Annotated in this window: 13 protein-coding genes and 1 pseudogene; 6 read left to right on the plus strand and 8 right to left on the minus strand. The window is 68.0% G+C overall.

What is annotated here, in order from left to right:
* Window positions 1–280 precede the first annotated feature (280 nt).
* Together AAHA49_RS00710 and AAHA49_RS00715 are read right to left on the minus strand one after the other, a co-directional pair.
* On the minus strand, window positions 281–1,159 hold the full coding sequence (locus AAHA49_RS00710) for an alpha/beta fold hydrolase (protein WP_342036863.1): 879 nt from the start codon (window positions 1,157–1,159) through the stop codon (window positions 281–283).
* A gap of 354 nt (window positions 1,160–1,513) precedes the next feature.
* On the minus strand, window positions 1,514–2,845 hold the full coding sequence (locus tag AAHA49_RS00715) for an ABC transporter permease (protein WP_342036864.1): 1,332 nt from the start codon (window positions 2,843–2,845) through the stop codon (window positions 1,514–1,516).
* Between the two features lie 90 nt (window positions 2,846–2,935).
* On the opposite strand from AAHA49_RS00715, the gene AAHA49_RS00720 reads away from it, so the two are divergent.
* The 4 genes from AAHA49_RS00720 to AAHA49_RS00735 all read left to right on the plus strand — a co-directional run bounded on the left by AAHA49_RS00720 (window position 2,936) and on the right by AAHA49_RS00735 (window position 6,817).
* Entirely contained in the window at window positions 2,936–3,538 is a 603-nt protein-coding gene (locus AAHA49_RS00720; protein ID WP_342036865.1) for a TetR/AcrR family transcriptional regulator, read from the plus strand.
* An 82-nt stretch (window positions 3,539–3,620) separates the two neighbouring features.
* Window positions 3,621–4,208: a TetR/AcrR family transcriptional regulator gene (locus AAHA49_RS00725; protein WP_342036866.1), complete on the plus strand. Its 588-nt coding sequence runs from the start codon at window positions 3,621–3,623 to the stop codon at window positions 4,206–4,208.
* 58 nt (window positions 4,209–4,266) lie between these two features.
* Window positions 4,267–5,565: a metal-dependent hydrolase family protein gene (locus AAHA49_RS00730; protein ID WP_342036867.1), complete on the plus strand. Its 1,299-nt coding sequence runs from the start codon at window positions 4,267–4,269 to the stop codon at window positions 5,563–5,565.
* Between the two features lie 61 nt (window positions 5,566–5,626).
* Window positions 5,627–6,817, plus strand: coding sequence for a M20 metallopeptidase family protein (locus AAHA49_RS00735; RefSeq protein ID WP_342036868.1), 1,191 nt, complete (start codon window positions 5,627–5,629; stop codon window positions 6,815–6,817).
* A 59-nt stretch (window positions 6,818–6,876) separates the two neighbouring features.
* On the opposite strand, the gene AAHA49_RS00740 is transcribed toward AAHA49_RS00735, so the two are convergent.
* From AAHA49_RS00740 to AAHA49_RS00755, 4 genes are all read right to left on the minus strand, one after another.
* Entirely contained in the window at window positions 6,877–7,614 is a 738-nt protein-coding gene (locus AAHA49_RS00740; RefSeq protein WP_339392956.1) for an MgtC/SapB family protein, read from the minus strand.
* A 185-nt stretch (window positions 7,615–7,799) separates the two neighbouring features.
* Window positions 7,800–8,369: an NADPH-dependent FMN reductase gene (locus tag AAHA49_RS00745; protein ID WP_342036869.1), complete on the minus strand. Its 570-nt coding sequence runs from the start codon at window positions 8,367–8,369 to the stop codon at window positions 7,800–7,802.
* A gap of 111 nt (window positions 8,370–8,480) precedes the next feature.
* On the minus strand, window positions 8,481–9,200 hold the full coding sequence (locus AAHA49_RS00750; protein WP_342036870.1) for a DsbA family oxidoreductase: 720 nt from the start codon (window positions 9,198–9,200) through the stop codon (window positions 8,481–8,483).
* A gap of 170 nt (window positions 9,201–9,370) precedes the next feature.
* Window positions 9,371–10,393, minus strand: coding sequence for an Rv2578c family radical SAM protein (locus AAHA49_RS00755; protein WP_342036871.1), 1,023 nt, complete (start codon window positions 10,391–10,393; stop codon window positions 9,371–9,373).
* A gap of 322 nt (window positions 10,394–10,715) precedes the next feature.
* Here AAHA49_RS00755 and AAHA49_RS00760 point away from each other — a divergent pair, with 322 nt between their 5' ends.
* Both AAHA49_RS00760 and AAHA49_RS00765 read left to right on the plus strand, forming a co-directional pair.
* On the plus strand, window positions 10,716–12,293 hold the full coding sequence (locus tag AAHA49_RS00760) for an NCS1 family nucleobase:cation symporter-1 (RefSeq protein WP_342036872.1): 1,578 nt from the start codon (window positions 10,716–10,718) through the stop codon (window positions 12,291–12,293).
* 46 nt (window positions 12,294–12,339) lie between these two features.
* Window positions 12,340–13,062 (plus strand): annotated as a pseudogene (locus AAHA49_RS00765) (aspartate/glutamate racemase family protein); the annotation flags it as partial.
* A gap of 299 nt (window positions 13,063–13,361) precedes the next feature.
* On the opposite strand, the gene AAHA49_RS00770 reads toward AAHA49_RS00765, so the two are convergent.
* A complete protein-coding gene (locus AAHA49_RS00770) occupies window positions 13,362–14,174 on the minus strand; it encodes a GntR family transcriptional regulator (RefSeq protein WP_342036873.1) in 813 nt (270 codons plus the stop codon).
* A 219-nt stretch (window positions 14,175–14,393) separates the two neighbouring features.
* Window positions 14,394–16,073 carry a DUF885 domain-containing protein gene (locus tag AAHA49_RS00775; protein ID WP_342036874.1) on the minus strand — a complete coding sequence of 560 codons (1,680 nt, stop codon included), beginning with the start codon at window positions 16,071–16,073 and terminating at the stop codon, window positions 14,394–14,396.
* Between the last annotated feature and the right edge of the window lie 124 nt (window positions 16,074–16,197).

Raw genomic sequence — 16,197 nt, forward strand, 5'->3', positions numbered from 1 at the left:
CCGAAGTGAGTTTCTCGAAGAGATTCGACCACCGTCGGCAAAGAGACTCGCCTCGTCAATCGCTGAGGGGTGGGCGCAGTCCGGTCCTGTCGGAGAGGTGACAGCCGTCCGGCTGCAACAGGCAGGCAACTGCAGCCCCGTCACGAGAGACGGGCGACCGCAGTCCGGCTGGATCAGGTCGGCGACCGCGCTCCGGTCACGAGAGACGGACGACCGCAGTCCAGCTGGATCAGGCCGGCGACCGCGCTCCGGTCACGAAAAGCGAGCGAACGCCGTCCGGTCACGAGAGACGGGCGACCGCAACCCTCATCCATTCCGGCAGAGCATCGAGGACAGCCACGTGACCCGAATCGATGAGGAGATGGGCATCGGCACCGGGAAGCAGCCGCTGCAATCGGGCGGCGTGGTGAGACGGGATGATGCGATCGTCCTCCGCCTGGAACAGGGAGACCCGGGCCGTGATCCGGTCGAGGTCGAATCCCCACGGTGCGACGAAGGCGAGGTCGTCGTCGATCTCTCCCATATCGCTTCCGAGCGCGAAAGCAGCTTGCGCGTCTTCGCCGATGCCTGCCCAACGACCGTCGAGAGCGGCCCGGTCGGCGGCAGTGAAGCTCTCCGGATCGAATTCCGCGCTCGATTGGTGCTCTTCACGGGCTTCCCGCCCTTCTGCAGCAGGGCGAAGCCCGCCGCCGTTGCCTGCCATGCCCGCAAACCACTCCACCGATCCGTCATACGGGGCTGGACAACCGAAGACCCCCACCTCGCGAACACGGTCGGGCAGCAGAGAAGCGAATGCCAGGGCATGCGGTCCGCCGCCCGAATATCCGACGGTGAGGATTTGGTGCGGCGTTGCTTCGTCGCGAAGATCCAATTCCTCGAGAACTTCGACAACCTCGGCCGCGGCATCGGCGACCGAACGGCCAAGGTGACGGTCGGTGCTTGCGAATCCGGGGCGAGTGACCGCGATGAGGCGGACTCCGAGCTCCTCGGCCAGTTGGGCGATCACCGCCGGGTGTCTGCCCGTGTGCGGCGTGCCGTAGTGCATGACCATTGTAGGCGCCGTCTTCACCGCCGAACCCGCAGTTCGGACGATCACCGACCGTCCGCTGCGCAGGCGGACACGGTCGTCATCCGTTCGGTGAATGTCGTCGTCCGTCATCGGAGTCTCCTCGGCGGTTGGGCTGGATCAGATCGGCGGCGCGTGTGCGGCGAACTCCCTCGAGGCTAAGCCACTGCCGCACGCCACCGTGAGCATGACGAGTCGGAATCTTGGCAGTCGTGCCCGCGCCGCCGGTGCCCGCAGCGCGTGTCCCGTTCACGTCCGCATCGCCCGCGCACGCAACGCGTGCCCCGCCCGTCCGCGTCGCCCGTCCACAAAGCGCGTGCCCCGCCTACACACGCAACGCGTGGCCTATCCACGCCCGCGCCCCAGCAGAAGCTGGTGGAGTGAAGGCGCGCTGATCGCCGTGGTTCGGTGGTGACTGGACCGCTGCCGGCGCCGGGCACCCGGCCCTCAGTGCCGACCGGCCGGGGCCTTCCGCTTCTTCGCTAACGCGATGAGATGACCGAGGAGGATGAGCGCAATCCCGGCGACGAACCACCCGATGAGCACCCACCACGACGTCGCCATCGGCGCATCGGGGAAGTACGACAGGTCGCGCAGGAGCGTTCCCGCGGCACCCGGCACGAAGAACTGGCCGATCTCGCCCCACGCGCCGGCGAGGAACTCCTTGGGCTGAGTGAGCGACGAGATCGGATTGCCGATGAACATCGTGAGCACCGCGCCCACTGCAATCCCGCCCGGCCCGATGAGCGAGACGAACCCGTTGATGATCGCCGACGTCGACGCGACGGCCAGCCCCGCGGCCAGAGCGTTGAGCCAGAAGTCACCCTGGAGGATGCCGAACCACGCCTGCAGGATGAGCGCGAGAGCCACGCCGCCGATGACGCCGTAGGCGATCACGGCGACCGCACGCATCCGCCGAGACCTCACGAGCATGCTCGTGAGCACACCGCCGACGATCCCGCCGATCGTCAACGGCAGACCCGCAATCGCCAATCCGGCGCCCGTCGAATCGCCCTCCGAGAGCGGAACGACATCGGTGACCGTGACCTGAGGAACCTCCATCGCCGAGGCGTCCGGAACCTCTTCCGCCCCAGCGCCGTTCTGCCCCGGCTGGCCATTCTGCCCCGGCTGGCCGCCGGCTCCCGCAGCTCGCGCCCCGGGATTCTCCGCCGCTTCGGCCGCAGCCTCGAGGGCTGCCTGCATCTTCTCCATCCCCTCCTGCATTCCGGAGATCGCCTGGCCGTCGATCGCCTCCTGCATCTGCGTGCCGATGCCGCGCAGCTGCTGGGCGACAGCCGGTGAAGCCGCCGACGACACGAGGATCTCCGGATCCTCCCCGGTGAGGACGAAGGCACCGTAGACCTCTCGCTCCCGGATCATCTGCTCGGCCTCGGCCCGGGAGTCCGCCTCCTTGAGGTCGATCATCCCCTCGGGAGCGTTCGCAGTGATCCGACCGGCGTCCCCGACCGCCGCGATCGGCAGATCCCGCGGATCCGAGGTCACCGTCGGCCAACTGAACGCCAACAGGATGACGCTGACGATGGCCGCCGCGAACACCGCGGCAAGCAGTGCCCGCCCGACGCTGTGCTTGGGCAGCGGCTCATCCGTCGGTGCACCGGCTTCGATCCCATGGGACCCGGCCCCGTGCGACCCTGGCCGGTCGCCGGCGTCTGTGCCTGCCGAATCCGTGCCGGCCGCAGCTGCGGTCCCGCCTCCTGCTGCGCCCGCGGATTCGCCGTCCCGCGGAGCAGGGGAACTGCCGAGAAGTCGTGTCGCCATGTCCGTCCAATCATCGAAAACGAATACTCGTTCATTTTTAAACCCCGCGTTAGAATAAATCAAGAATGAGTATTCATTTTTGGAGGAGCCGTGCCGAAGGTCACCGATGAGCACAAGGTCGCAATGCGCGCCCGGATCCAGGACGCCGCACTCGCGTGCTTCGCCCGGAAGGGCTTCGCCGCGGCGTCGATGGCCGACATCGTCAAGGAGGCCGACCTCTCCGCAGGTGCCGTCTACGTCTACTACTCGTCGAAGTCCGAGCTGATGTTCGACGCCGGGCGTCAGATCATGGAGCAGCGGCTGAGCGTCTTCGACGGCCTCGCGACCGCCGACGACGTTCCGCCTCCGCAGGTCGTCTTCCCGCGCCTGCTCAATGCGATGCTCGACGACAATCCGTTCGCCCCGCTCGTCATCCAGGTCTGGGCTGAAGCCGTTCACACCCCCGAATTCGCGGACCTGGCCTCGACGATCTTCGCCGAGGTGAGAGCCCGTTTCGAGGCCTACCTCAGCGCGTACTTCCGGAAGTCGCTCGGCGAGACCGAGGCGGACGCGGCAGACCGCGCTCGCCGCTGCGCCCCCGCCGTGCTTGCGATGATCCAAGGCGGCATCGTCCAGACGGCCGTGTTCGGCACCGAGGCGCGAACGATGATCACGGAGTCGATGACGGCCCTGCTCGCCGAACTCGAACGCTGACCGACGGAGTAGCCGCACGCCCGCCGTCTCGAAACGAAACGTTCTGTTGCGTAATCCTGTGCGGACGTGAGAGGCTCCGATCATGACGCAGGACACACCGAAGGGCCGGCCGCTCGATGCCGAGCTGACCGCGCGTGTGCTCGCCGCCGTCCGCGCCGACCTCGACGAATTCGGCTTCATGAACCTGCGGATCGAGAAGATCGCCGCCGACCTCGGATGCGGCAAGACCGCGATCTACCGGCGGTGGCCGACCAAACCCGCTCTCGCCGCTGCCGCCATCCTCGACGGCTTCGCCCTCGGCGAGATGCCGGACACGGGAGACCTCGTCGACGACCTCGTCGCCCACGCGTGGCAGAACGTCGACAACGTCCGCGGTTCGCGCACGCACGGTAACGGTCTCCTGCTCGCGATGTTCGACATGGACGTCATGCCGCTGATCTCCGAGGCCTTCATGCAGAAGCGCCACGCCATGGGACGGGCGATCCTCGCCCGCGGTGTCGACCGCGGACAGCTTCGCAGCGACCTCGATCACGACGTCATCCTCGACACCCTCGCCGGTTTCACCCTTTTCACCCTGACCCAACGGGCCGACGACCCGCCCCGCTCGGACGCCGAGATGCTCCGGACCTACCGCTCACTCGTGCGCGCCCTCGTCGGCCGCACCACATGAAGGCCCCGCAGATCGCCGACCCATGAGCCCACCGACCGACACCATCGAGAGGACACCGATGCCCACAGCCCATCTTCCGACGACACCGCCGTCGCCGGAGCCCCTGATCCTCCTCGGCGCCGCCCTCATCGACGGCACCGGCGCAGCCCCTGTCGAGGACTCCGAGATCGAGATCTCCGATGGCCGCATCGTCTACGCCGGCCCGCGCCGAGGGGGGACCCCGACCCGCTCGGATGTCCGCACCGTCGACCTCAGCGGATCGACGATCCTGCCCGGATTCATCGACGCCCACGTCCATCTCGGGCTCTCGATCGAAGACCAGCAGGCCGACGCCGCCCGATTCGACTCCGAACGCACCCTGCGCACCGCCCTCAACGCCCGCCGCACCCTCCTGGCGGGAGTGACGACGGCCCGCGACCTCGGCGGCATCGACCGCGGCATCCGCGACGCGATCGTAGCCGGCCTCATCCACGGACCCCGACTCCACCTCGCCGTCTCCGCCCTCTCACCTACCGGCGGTCACACCGACTTCACTCTGCCCAACGGCCGAGCGGTCCCCATGCCGATGCCCGTCCACCCGATCATCGACACCGACGACGACGTCCGTCGCACCGTGCGCCTGCTCATCCGCGGGGGAGCCGACGTCATCAAGATCTGCACCACCGGCGGTGTCTCGAGCCCCTCCGACACCCCCGACGACCTCGGCGTCCCCGAAGAGCACGTTCGCCTCATCGTCTCAGAGACCGCGAAACGTGCAGGCCAGCCGGTCGCCGCACACGCGCAGGGTGCAGAAGGCATCAAGGCCGCGATCCGCGGGGGAGTGCGCTCGGTCGAACACGGCTACGGGATCGACGACGAGGGCATCGACCTCATGCTCGAGAACGGCACCTTCCTCGTCCCGACCCTCTCGAGCGCCCTGCGCGTCCCGGACCCCGACCGTGTGCCGGCCTACCTCTACGAGAAGAAGGTCAAATGGTCGGCGATCGCCCGCGAACGCATCGCCGCCGCCTTCGCCGCCGGCGTACGTGTGGCTCTCGGCACCGATGCCGGCGTCTGCCCCCACGGGGAGAACCTCCGCGAACCCGTCCACGCCGTCGAGCTCGGCCTCAGCCCCATGCAGGCGATCGTCGCCGGCACGAAGAACGCCGCCGAACTGCTGCGCCTCGATGACGACCTCGGCACCTTGGAGGCCGGCAAGCTCGCCGACCTCATCGTGTGCGACTTCGACCCGCTCACCGACATCACCCCGCTCGCCCGACCCGACAACGTCCGTGCCGTCATCCAGGGCGGCACCGTCGTCAAGGACACGGCAGCGAGATTCGGGCCCGAACCGCACCGCCCCCGCCTCGCCGAATGATCCGCGGACCGCAGCCGTCCACCACTCAGACCCATCCACCCCGTCCACAGAGAGCAGAGACATGACCATCGATTTCACCGCTGAAGCCACCGCCCTGAGCACCGAACTCATCGACCTGCGCCGCGACCTCCACCGCAACCCGGAACTCGGCCTCGACCTGCCCCGGACCCAGCAGCGCATCCTCGAGGCCCTCGCAGGTCTGCCGCTCGAAATCACCACGGGCCGCGGAATCAGCTCCGTTCTCGCCGTCCTCCGCGGCGGGCGACCCGGACCGACGATCCTGCTCCGCGGCGACATGGACGCCCTGCCCGTCGTCGAGGCCACCGGCCTCGACTTCGCTTCGACGAACGGGAACATGCACGCATGCGGACACGATCTCCATGTCTCCGGCCTCGTCGGCGCCGCGAAGCTGCTCTCCGCCCACCAGGACGACCTCGCCGGCACCGTGGCCTTCATGTTCCAGCCCGGCGAAGAGGGCATGGGAGGGGCGAAGGACATGCTCGACGAAGGCATGTTTGCAGCGATCGGCACGAAACCCGACGCCGCCTACGCGATCCACGTCGCCCCCGGCGCGCCCGGCACCTTCGTCACCCGCCCCGGCACGATCATGGCCGGCGCCAACACGTTCCACCTCACGATGCACGGCAAAGGCGGCCACAGCTCCCGGCCTCAGGACGCCGTCGACCCCATCCGCCCGCTCCTCGAATTCGGCCAGGCCGTCTACTCGATGGTCACCGGGTCCTTCAGCGTCTTCGACCCCATCGTCGCCGAGGTGACGCAGCTCGACGCCGGCACCGCCGTCAACGTCATCCCCGGAACGGCCTCGCTCGCGATGTCCGTGCGCACCCTCTCCGCCGAGACGACCGCCCGGTTCCCCGAACTCGCGACCCGCCTGGCGGAGTCGATCGCCGCAGCCCACGGCTGCACCGCCGAGGTGGTGTGGAACGAGCAGTACCCGGTGACCGTCAACGACGACGCCGAGGCGGCGTTCACGCTCGAGACCCTCGCACAGACCTTCGGCCCCGACCGCGTGGTCAGCGCACCCGATCCGGTCATGGGCTCCGAGGACTTCTCCTACGTCCTCGAGGAGGTCCCCGGTGCCTTCGTCTTCCTCTTCGTCACCCCGGAGGGGATCGATCCCGAGACCGCCGCCGTCAACCATTCGCCCGAAGTCCTCTTCGACGACGCTCACCTGCCCGATCAGGCCGCAGCACTCGCCACCCTCGCGTGGCAGCGCAGCCTGCGCGGCTGAGGCTGAAACTCAACCTCAGGCGTCGGCGGGGTCGGGCCGCACCTCAGGCGCCGGCAGGCTCAGACCGAGTCCCCGTCCTCGTCGACGGAATGGACGCGGTCCTCGCGGATGCTCACCTTGTCGACGCCTTTGAGCTCCATGATCATGGGGATGAGCATGTGCAGGGGTCGTTTGCCGTCGAACTTCACGTCGATGCGCACCATCGTCACGCCGTCCTCGGTCTCGAACCGCTGCGAGTCGAGGATCGTGCTCTTGAACCCCATCGTGCTCGCCACGGAGAGGATCTCGCGGAGGATCCCGCCGCCATCGCGGTAGACGATGCGCAGGAGCTTGCCGTGATCGCTGTCGGGGATCCGGCGGATGAGCGGGGCCATGACGAAGAGCGTGATGAGGTGGAGGGCGGTGAGCATCGTCGCGAGAGCGAGCATGCCCGCCCCGCAGGCCATGCCGACGGCCGCACACACCCAGATCGTCGCGGCCGTCGTCAGACCGCGGACGACGTTGCGGCCCTTGAAGATCACCCCGGCGCCGAGGAAGCCGATCCCGGAGACGATCTGCGCGGCGATCCGGGAGGGATCGAGCTGGACATCGCTGTCGAGCACGCCCGCGAAGCCGTACGCGGAGACGAGCGTGAACGCGCACGTGCCGATGCCGACGAGCACGTGCGTGCGATAGCCTGCGCTCTTCTGCCGGAACTGCCTCTCGAAGCCGATGAGGGAGCACAGGACGAAGCTTGCGAGCAGCAGCACCACCTCGGTGCGCACCGTCGATCCGAAGAAGTCGCTGAAAGGGTCCATAGTTCCCTCACCATAGACCCGATGCACCCGTGAATGCGCCGATCTCCGCACACCCACCTCGGCGGTGGGTGTGCGGAGATCTGCGCGGGTGCTCTATCGGGATCAGCGGTGCTGTCGCGGACTCAGCCCCGAATGATTCTGCCTCAGCGCTGCGTGATTCTGCCTCAGCTCTGGACGGCTCGGCCTCAGCTCTGGGGGACGAGGCTGCGGTCGAGGGCCCGTGCCGCGGTTCGCAGCTCCTCGGTATAAGGGGCGACGACCGCCTGTGCGTCGACGAGCCGCCAGTCGGGTCCGTACGAGTCGCGCGGCAGCGTGATCTCGACGTTGTCCGCGACGAGGTCGAGGCCGATGAAGTCGAGGACCGACCGCAGCTGGGCCCCGGACATTCCGCCGCCGTGGCCGCCGTAGCTGATGATGAGGGCAGGCTTGTCCTTCCACTCGGCGAAGAGGTAGTCAATCGCGTTCTTCAGCGACGCCGGGTAGCCGGCGTTGTACTGCGGGGTGACGAAGACGATGCCGTCGGACCCGGAGACGATGTCCGCCCATTCCTTCGTGTGGGCGTTCTGATAGTCGCCGAGGGCGGGCATGCGCGGTTCGTCGAGCAGCGGCAGGTTGAGGTCGGCCAGGTCGATGATCTCGGTGCGGGCGTCGGCGGCGTCGGCGATGATCTCGGCCACGGCGGCTGCGATCTGGTCGCCGACGCGCACGGGGCGCACGCTGCCGACGATGATGCGGATGAGTGGGGTGTCTGTCATGGGCTTGGGTCCTCGTCAGAGTGGGATTGTCAGGTCGGGATTCGGTTCAGAGCTCAGTGTTGCGGATTCGGATGCTCGTCTGCGACGACGGCGATCGTCGCCGAGGTGGTCTCACGCACAGCCGTCAGGACCGCATACGGCACCCTCGGGATAGTCGGTCGAGGCATTCGTCGGATCGGCGAGCACGGTGACCTTCTGCGATTCGGCCCATGCGGTCTCGAGGGCCTGGGAGAACGCGGCGGCCGGCTGGGCGCCGGAGATCCCGTACCTGCGGTCGATGACGAAGAAGGGAACGCCGTTCGCGCCGAGCATCCGGGCCTGGGCGACATCGGCCTCGACGGCGTCGGTGTACTCCTCGGATTCGAGGACGCGACGGGTCTCGTCGGGGTCGATGCCCAACCGCGCTCCCACCTCGGCGAGGTAGTCGATGCTGCCGATGTCACGACCGGTCTCGAAGTGCCCGGACATGAGGGCCTCCTCGGCCTCGGCCATGACGCCGCGAGACTTCGCGAGGTGGAGGAAGCGGTGGGCGGTGAAGCTGTTGGCGACCTTGACGCTGTCGAAGTCGTAGTTGAGACCCTCGGCGGCAGCCTGGGCTCCGACCTGGGCGAACATCTGGCGCACCTGGTCGGCGGGGATGCCCTTCGAGCGGCTGAGGTAGTCGGCTTCGGACTCCTCGACGTGGTCGGGGAGGGTGGGATCGAGCTGGAAGCTGCGCCATTCGACCTCCACATCGTCCTTATACTCGAAGCCTGCGAGGGCGGTCTCGAAGCGACGTTTGCCGATATAGCACCACGGACATGCGATGTCCGACCAGATCTCGATTTTCATGACACTTTCAACTACCTGGTCGTGGAGGTTATTCCCCTCGGTGCCCGGAGGCGACGACGGTCACAGACGTGGCGTCGCCGAGGCGGTCGGGGCGACTGGGGCGGTGCGGAAAGTTGTGTTGGTCTGGGCGACTGTGCCGGTCCGGGCGACCGTCTGCGTAGCCGTCCGACTCAGAAGAGTGCGCCCTGAGGGTTGGCGAGCTCACCGACCGCCTCGGTCCGCTTCCACTTCGTCGCCCGGTAGTCGTCGTCGGCCGATCCACGCAGACCGTAGGCGTCGATGAGCGGATCAATGCGCGCCTTGAGCCACGTCCGATACTCCTTCGAAGCGTAGGCCGAGCGTGAGTACATGCGCCGGTAGCGGGGGAGGAGCTCGGGGCGTTCGCGTTCGAGCCACGCGAAGAACCACTCCCTGGCGCCCGGGCGCAGGTGGAGGGCACCGTAGGCGACCCGGCTCGCCCCGGCGTCCCTGATCGCCCGCAGAGCCGAGTCGAGATGCTCGCGGGAATCGGTGAGCTTGGGCATGACGGGCATGATGAAGACCGAGACGCGGAACCCGAGGTCGGCCGCGGCGCGCACCGTGGCCAGTCGGGCCGCCGTCGTCGGGGTGCCCGGTTCGAGCGACTGCTGGAGGTCGTCGTCGTGGACGGCGATCGACATGCTCAGCTCGACGTGGACGTCCTCCTTGGCCCGGGCGAGAAGCGGAAGGTCCCGGCGCAGCAGAGTGCCCTTCGTGAGGATCGAGAACGGGGTGGCATGCTCGGCCAATGCGGTGATGATTCCGGGCATGAGGCTGTAGCGTCCCTCCGCCCGCTGGTACGCGTCGGTGTTGGTGCCCAGCGCGACGAGCCCATGCGACCAGGTGCGCTTGGCCACCTCGGCGGCGAGGACTTCGGGAGTGTTGACCTTGACGATGACCTGCTGATCGAAGTCGGCTCCCGTGTCGAGGTCGAGGTAGCGGTGCGTGCTGCGGGCGAAGCAGTACACGCACGCATGCGAGCAGCCGCGGTAGGGATTGATCGTCCAGTCGAAGGGCATCGCGGAGTTCTTCGGAATCCGGTTGAGCGCCGACTTCGCGAGCACCTCGTGGAACGTCATCCCGGCGAACTCGGGAGTCCGGACGCTGCGGACGAGGCCCGTGACTCCGAAGAGTCCGGCCACCTGCTCTGCCTGCTCCTGCGCTTCCCATCTCACCCCTTCATTCGAACACGTGTTCGAGTCGGGGTCAAGGGTTCGCGGGCGGAATCGGCGGCCGGAGTTCACATAGTGAGCAAATGGTATTCCAAATTATCGGCAGGTCTGTGGGCTCAGTCGGCGAAGTCGTTCCAGGTCGGAGTGGTCGACCGGGCCACTATGAACGCAGTGAAGGCCTTGTCGTTGCGCGTCGGAAGGAGGGTTCCCCATTGTGGAAGCAATGTGAGCCAGGTTACGCTGGCGCCGTCAGCAGTCAGCCTCACGCCGTGGCGGATCGAGTTTTGGTATTCCAGCGGTGTGCCTGTCGGATATGAGAGCTCCCATGGCGAACACCGTGACCTCCGATCAGTCCGTGCCCGAACCACGGCCCGTGCCCGCAACCCCGTCGACCGGCACCTCGCCGACCGACACCGCTCCTGCACGCCTGGGGCCGGGACCCGAACAGCTCGCCGCCCACCGGATCAGTCCGCGCTTCTACAATGCCGACCTCGCCCCGAGCCGGAAGGAGGGCCGCAGCTGGACGGCGTACAGCGTGTTCTCGCTCTGGGCCAACGACGTACACTCGCTCGGCAACTACGGGTTCGCCCTCGGTCTCTTCGCGCTCGGGCTCGGCGCGTGGCAGATCCTTCTCGCCCTCCTCGTCGGAGCCGGACTGCTCTTCGTCCTCCTCACCCTCTCCGGTTTCATGGGCCACAAGACCGGCGTGCCCTACCCGGTGATGTGCCGGATCGCCTTCGGCATCCACGGCGCGCAGCTGGCGGCCTCGGTGCGCGGAATCGTCGCGATCGCCTGGTTCGGCATCCAGACGTATCTGGCCGCGAACGTGCTCAACGTCCTCCTCCTCACCCTCGTCCCCGGCCTGCAGTCGTGGGCCGATGTCGAGTTCCTCGGCCTCAGCGGCCTCGGCTGGTTCTCCTTCACCGTCCTGTGGATCGTCCAGGTGATCATCGTCAGCTACGGCATGGAGATGATCCGGAAGTACGAGGCGATCGCCGGACCGATCATCCTCGCCACCTTCCTCGCCCTGGCGATCTGGATGCTCGTGCGCGTCGACTTCCGCATCTCCTTCTCGATCGACGACCCGCTCACCGGGTGGGAGATGTGGACGAACATCCTCGGCGGGGGTGCCCTGTGGGTCGCGATCTACGGCACCTTCGTCCTCAACTTCTCCGACTTCACCCGGTCGGCGAAGAAACGGGGGTCGATCGTCGTCGGCAACTTCTGGGGCATCCCCATCAACATGCTCGTCTTCGGGCTCGTCGTCATCTCGCTCGCCGGTGCGCAGTACACGATCGACGGCACCGTCATCAGCTCCCCGGCCGACATCGTGCAGGAGATCGGCAGCCCGATCCTGCTCGCCCTCGCCTCGCTCTCCCTCCTCGTGCTCACGATCGCCGTCAACCTCATGGCGAACTTCGTCGCCCCCACGTATGCGCTGACGAACCTCTTCCCGCGACACCTGAACTTCCGCAAGGCAGCGATCATCTCCGCGATCATCGGCTTCGCGATCCTGCCGTGGAACCTCTACGACTCACCCGTGGTCATCGTCTACTTCCTCGGCGGTCTCGGCGCCCTGCTCGGACCGCTCTTCGGCGTCATCATGGTCGACTACTGGGTGGTGCGGAAGACGAAGGTCAACGTCCCGCAGCTCTACACCGAAGCAGGCGACGGCGAGTACTTCTACCACCACGGAGTCAACTGGCGGGCGATCGGCGCGTTCGTGCCCGCCGCCCTCCTCTCGCTCATCCTCGCCCTCGTCCCCGCGTTCGCCTCGGTCTCCCAGTTCTCGTGGTTCCTCGGTGCGGGGATCGCGGCACTCATCTACTTCGTCATCGCCCGCCGCGACTTCACCTTCCGCGAGGTCGACGGCGAGGAGATCGCCGTGCCCACCGCCCACTGAGCCTGCGGAGTCCGCAGCTCTCCCAGCACCAGACCGGAGTCACACCATGCGCATCCTCGTCGTCAACGTCAACACCACCCCGGCCATGACCGAGGGCATCGCCCGCGCGGCCCGGCAGGCCGCCTCGGCGGGCACGGAGATCATCGGGCTGACCCCGACCTTCGGCGCGGAATCGTGCGAGGGCAACGTCGAGAGCTACCTCGCCGCCCTCGGCGTCATGGACGTCGTGCTCAACTACGACGACGAGTTCGATGCGGTCATCCAGGCCGGATACGGGGAGCACGGACGGGAGGGTCTCCAGGAGCTCCTCGACGTCCCCGTCATCGACATCACCGAGGCGGGGGCCGGGCTGGCGATGTTCCTCGGCCACCGGTTCTCCGTCGTCACCACGCTCGACCGCACCGTCCCCCTCATCGAGGACCGCCTGCTGCTGTCCGGGTTCGACCGGCACTGCGTCTCGGTGCGGGCCTCCGGGATGGCCGTCCTCGACCTCGAAGCGCACCCCGAACGTGCGGTCGAGGCGATCGCGGATCAGGCCGCCGAGGCGGTCGCCTCCGACCGTGCCGAAGTCATCGTGCTCGGGTGCGGGGGAATGGCCGACCTCACGGAGACTATCGTGCAGCGCTGCGCGGTCCCCGTCGTCGACGGTGTCGCCGCCGCCGTGCGGCTCGCCGAGTCCCTCGTCGGACTCGGGCTCACGACGTCGAAGGTGCGCACGTATGCTCCGGCCCGGCCGAAGCGTCTGAGCGGGTGGCCGTTCGGTGGGGCCGGTGGTTCCGAGGCAGTCCAGGGGTCCGGAGGGGACCTCGCCGAGGCGGGCGGTGGGTCCGGAGGGCGCCTCGCCGAGGCGGCGAGTGGGTCCGGAGGGGACTTCGCTGAGGCGGCCGGTGGGTCCGGAAGGGACCTCGACGAGGCGGCCGGTGGGTCCGGAAGGGACCTCGACGAGGCGGCCCGTGGGTCCGGAGGGCGCCTCGCCGAGGCGGTCGGTGGGTCCGGGGCCGTCGCCGACGCCCGTCGTTCCGGGGCCGCCGGCGCGGGCTGAGGGGGTGTCGGCCGAGCCGAGGCTGGTCAGATGATCGGGGGCTGAGCCGAGCGGTCGTCGCCTGCGGCCGTGCCGTCTGCCCCGACGTCGTCTGCCGTGTCATCTGCCCTGACGCCAGCGGCCGTTTCATCTGCCCTGATGTCCTCAGCCGTGTCGTCGCCAGCGGCTTTGTCGTCGTCGGCGCGGGTTTCATACGCGAGTCGCTCGCGGTGCTTCTCATGCTGCTGCCTGCTCGTGCCGAGATGGTGGGCGGCGAGTTCGCGCACCCGGTCGACGTCGCGGTGGGCGATCGCGTCGAAGAGCTCGGCATGTTCGGTGGCGACGACATCGAGCTCGTCGTGCTGGCTCAGCTGCCAGCGCATCCGCGAATCGAGGAGCTCGCCGACCTCGACGAGGAGACGATTGCCTGAGAGCTCGGTGACCTGCGCATGGAAGTCCGCGGCACTCCGATGGGCGCCGACGGCGTCACCGGCCTCCGCCTGCCGCCGGCCCGCCTCGAGCGTCGCCTCGAGCGCGGCCAGACCCTCACGCGTGTGGCGTTGGGCGGCGAGTTCGAAGGCGAGGAGGTCGAAGGCCTGGCGCACCTCGCCCAGGTCGGCGACATCGCTGGGGGAGAACTCCCGCACCGTCGCCCACGTGTTCGGCCTGTGCGTGACGAGTCCTTCCGAGGCGAGCTGTTTGAGGGCTTCGCGCACCGGCACCCGGCTCACGCCGAGCTCGGAGGCGAGATTGCGTTCGACGAGACGGCTGCCGGGAGCTCGCTCGCCGTCGATGATCTCGTCCCGCAGGGTCTCCGTGACCCTCACCGTCTCCGACCGCGGGCTGTCGTTGTTCTTCACTTCGCCATTCTCTCACTCCGCGCCGCCCGACTGCGCCCTCCGAAGCGGACAGCCGCGCCCGCCGAAGCGCCACGCCAGGCGCGCCAGAGCGGGCGTCCGCGCCCACCGAGGCACCCCGCCAGGCCCGCCGAAGCGCCCCGCCAGGCGCGCCGAGGCAGCCCACCGCACTGCTGACCGCACTGCTGATCGCACGGCGGACCACCTCGGCGCATCCCGGGCTCAGCGCTTGATCGCACGCCCCAAGGTGTCGAGACCGACCGACCCGATCCCCAGCGCCTTCGTGTGGAAGGCCTTGAGGTCGAAGTCGTCACCGGCTTCGGCCTTCGCCTCGTCGCGGAACTGCTCCCACAGCCGCTGGCCGATCTTGTAGCTCGGCGCCTGGCCGGGCCAGCCGAGGTACCGGTCGAGTTCGAAGGCGAGGAAGCTGCGGTCCATCGCGACGTTGTCGGTGAGGAACTGCCAGGCCTTCTCCCGGTCCCAGATGCCGCCGCCGAGGCTCTCAGGGGCTTCGAGGCCCAGGTGGAAGCCGATGTCGAGGACGACTCGTGCCGCACGCAGACGCTGCGAGTCGAGCATGCCGAGGTAGTCGGCGGGGTCGTCCATGTAGCCGAGTTCGGCCATGAGCTTCTCCGCATACAGTGCCCAGCCTTCGCCGTGGCCGGAGACCCAGCACATCAGCCGGCGCCACCGGTTGAGGGTGTCGGAGACGTACGTCGCCTGACCGACCTGGAGGTGATGGCCGGGAACGCCCTCATGGTAGACGGTCGTCTTCTCCTGCCACGTCGCGAACTCGGTGACTCCCTCGGGCACCGACCACCACATGCGGCCGGGCCGGGAGAAGTCGTCGGTGGGTGGGGTGTAGTAGATGCCGCCGGTCGCCGACGGGGCGATCATGCATTCGATCGTGCGCACGGGTTCGGGGATGTCGAAGTGCGACTTTCCGAGTTCGGCGATCGCCTCGTCGGCAACCCCCTGCATCCACTCGCGCAGCGCGTCCTTGCCCTTGAGCGTGAGCTTCGGGTCCTCATCGAGGGCCTTCATGACCGCGAAGAGGTCGACGCCGGGCATGATCTCCTCGGCGACCCGCCGCTGTTCGGCATCGATGCGAGCGAGCTCCTCGAGGCCCCACCGGTACGTCTCGTCGAAGTCGATCTCCGCGCCGAGGAAGTTCCGCGAATGGAGGGCGTACGCCTCCCGTCCGCACGCTTCGTTCTCCGGGGCGTTGGGGAGGAGTTCGGCGCCGAGGAAGTCGGCGAGTCCCGCGAACGCCGTGCGGACCGCCTCGGCGTGGGTCGACAGATCCGCACGCAGCACCGGGCTCACCTCGGCGACCTCATCGGCACCGGCGATGAGCCGGAGGAACGTCGAGTCCTCCCCGGCGAGATCGCGGGCCTGCTCGATGACCTTCTCGATCTGGATCCGGGCGGCGACCTGACCGCGGTCCCTGGCCAGGCGCAGTGACTCCTGGTAACCGGCGATCGAGGCGGGCACGGCGGCCAGTGTCACATCGATGGACTCCCAGTCGGCCGCGGTGGCGGTGGGCAGCAGGTCGAAGGTGTCGCGGATGTTCTGCAGCGGGGATTCGATGACGTTGAGGTTCGCATGGTCGAAACCGGCCTCGTAGTAGTCCCGGTCCACGCCGAGGCGGTCGCGCATCGCGTCGAGCGTGACCCGGTCGACGTCGTCGAGGTCGGCATCCGCTTCGACCTCGTCGAGTCTGCGCAGGGTCTCCATGGTCAGCTCATGGCGTTTCGCGAGCCCGGCGGGGGAGTAGTCGTCGAAGCCCTTCGCACCCTCGAGCCCGAGGAACAGGGCGAGGGACGGGGAGAGGGCGAGGGAGGCATCAACGTACTCTTCGGCGACGGCATCGACGGCCGACGGGGTTCTCTTCTCAGTCATGACCATCAGCCTATATGAGCTGAGACACACCCCGTGACCAGGGCGACAGCCTATGAGGAGAGGCACACGGCTGAGCGACGGACACCCCTGCCTGAGAATTCCCTGAAGCTATACCCTGGTAAGG

The organism is Brevibacterium ammoniilyticum (assembly GCF_038429965.1).
GTDB lineage: Bacteria > Actinomycetota > Actinomycetes > Actinomycetales > Brevibacteriaceae > Brevibacterium > Brevibacterium ammoniilyticum.

Coding starts and splice junctions, on each gene's coding strand:
- AAHA49_RS00710 (WP_342036863.1), bottom strand. CDS start 1,159: ATGACGGACGACGACATTCACCGAACGGATGACGACCGTGTCCGCCTG.
- AAHA49_RS00735 (WP_342036868.1), top strand. CDS start 5,627: ATGACCATCGATTTCACCGCTGAAGCCACCGCCCTGAGCACCGAACTC.
- AAHA49_RS00715 (WP_342036864.1), bottom strand. CDS start 2,845: ATGGCGACACGACTTCTCGGCAGTTCCCCTGCTCCGCGGGACGGCGAA.
- AAHA49_RS00740 (WP_339392956.1), bottom strand. CDS start 7,614: ATGGACCCTTTCAGCGACTTCTTCGGATCGACGGTGCGCACCGAGGTG.
- AAHA49_RS00775 (WP_342036874.1), bottom strand. CDS start 16,073: ATGACTGAGAAGAGAACCCCGTCGGCCGTCGATGCCGTCGCCGAAGAG.
- AAHA49_RS00745 (WP_342036869.1), bottom strand. CDS start 8,369: ATGACAGACACCCCACTCATCCGCATCATCGTCGGCAGCGTGCGCCCC.
- AAHA49_RS00730 (WP_342036867.1), top strand. CDS start 4,267: ATGCCCACAGCCCATCTTCCGACGACACCGCCGTCGCCGGAGCCCCTG.
- AAHA49_RS00725 (WP_342036866.1), top strand. CDS start 3,621: ATGACGCAGGACACACCGAAGGGCCGGCCGCTCGATGCCGAGCTGACC.
- AAHA49_RS00760 (WP_342036872.1), top strand. CDS start 10,716: ATGGCGAACACCGTGACCTCCGATCAGTCCGTGCCCGAACCACGGCCC.
- AAHA49_RS00750 (WP_342036870.1), bottom strand. CDS start 9,200: ATGAAAATCGAGATCTGGTCGGACATCGCATGTCCGTGGTGCTATATC.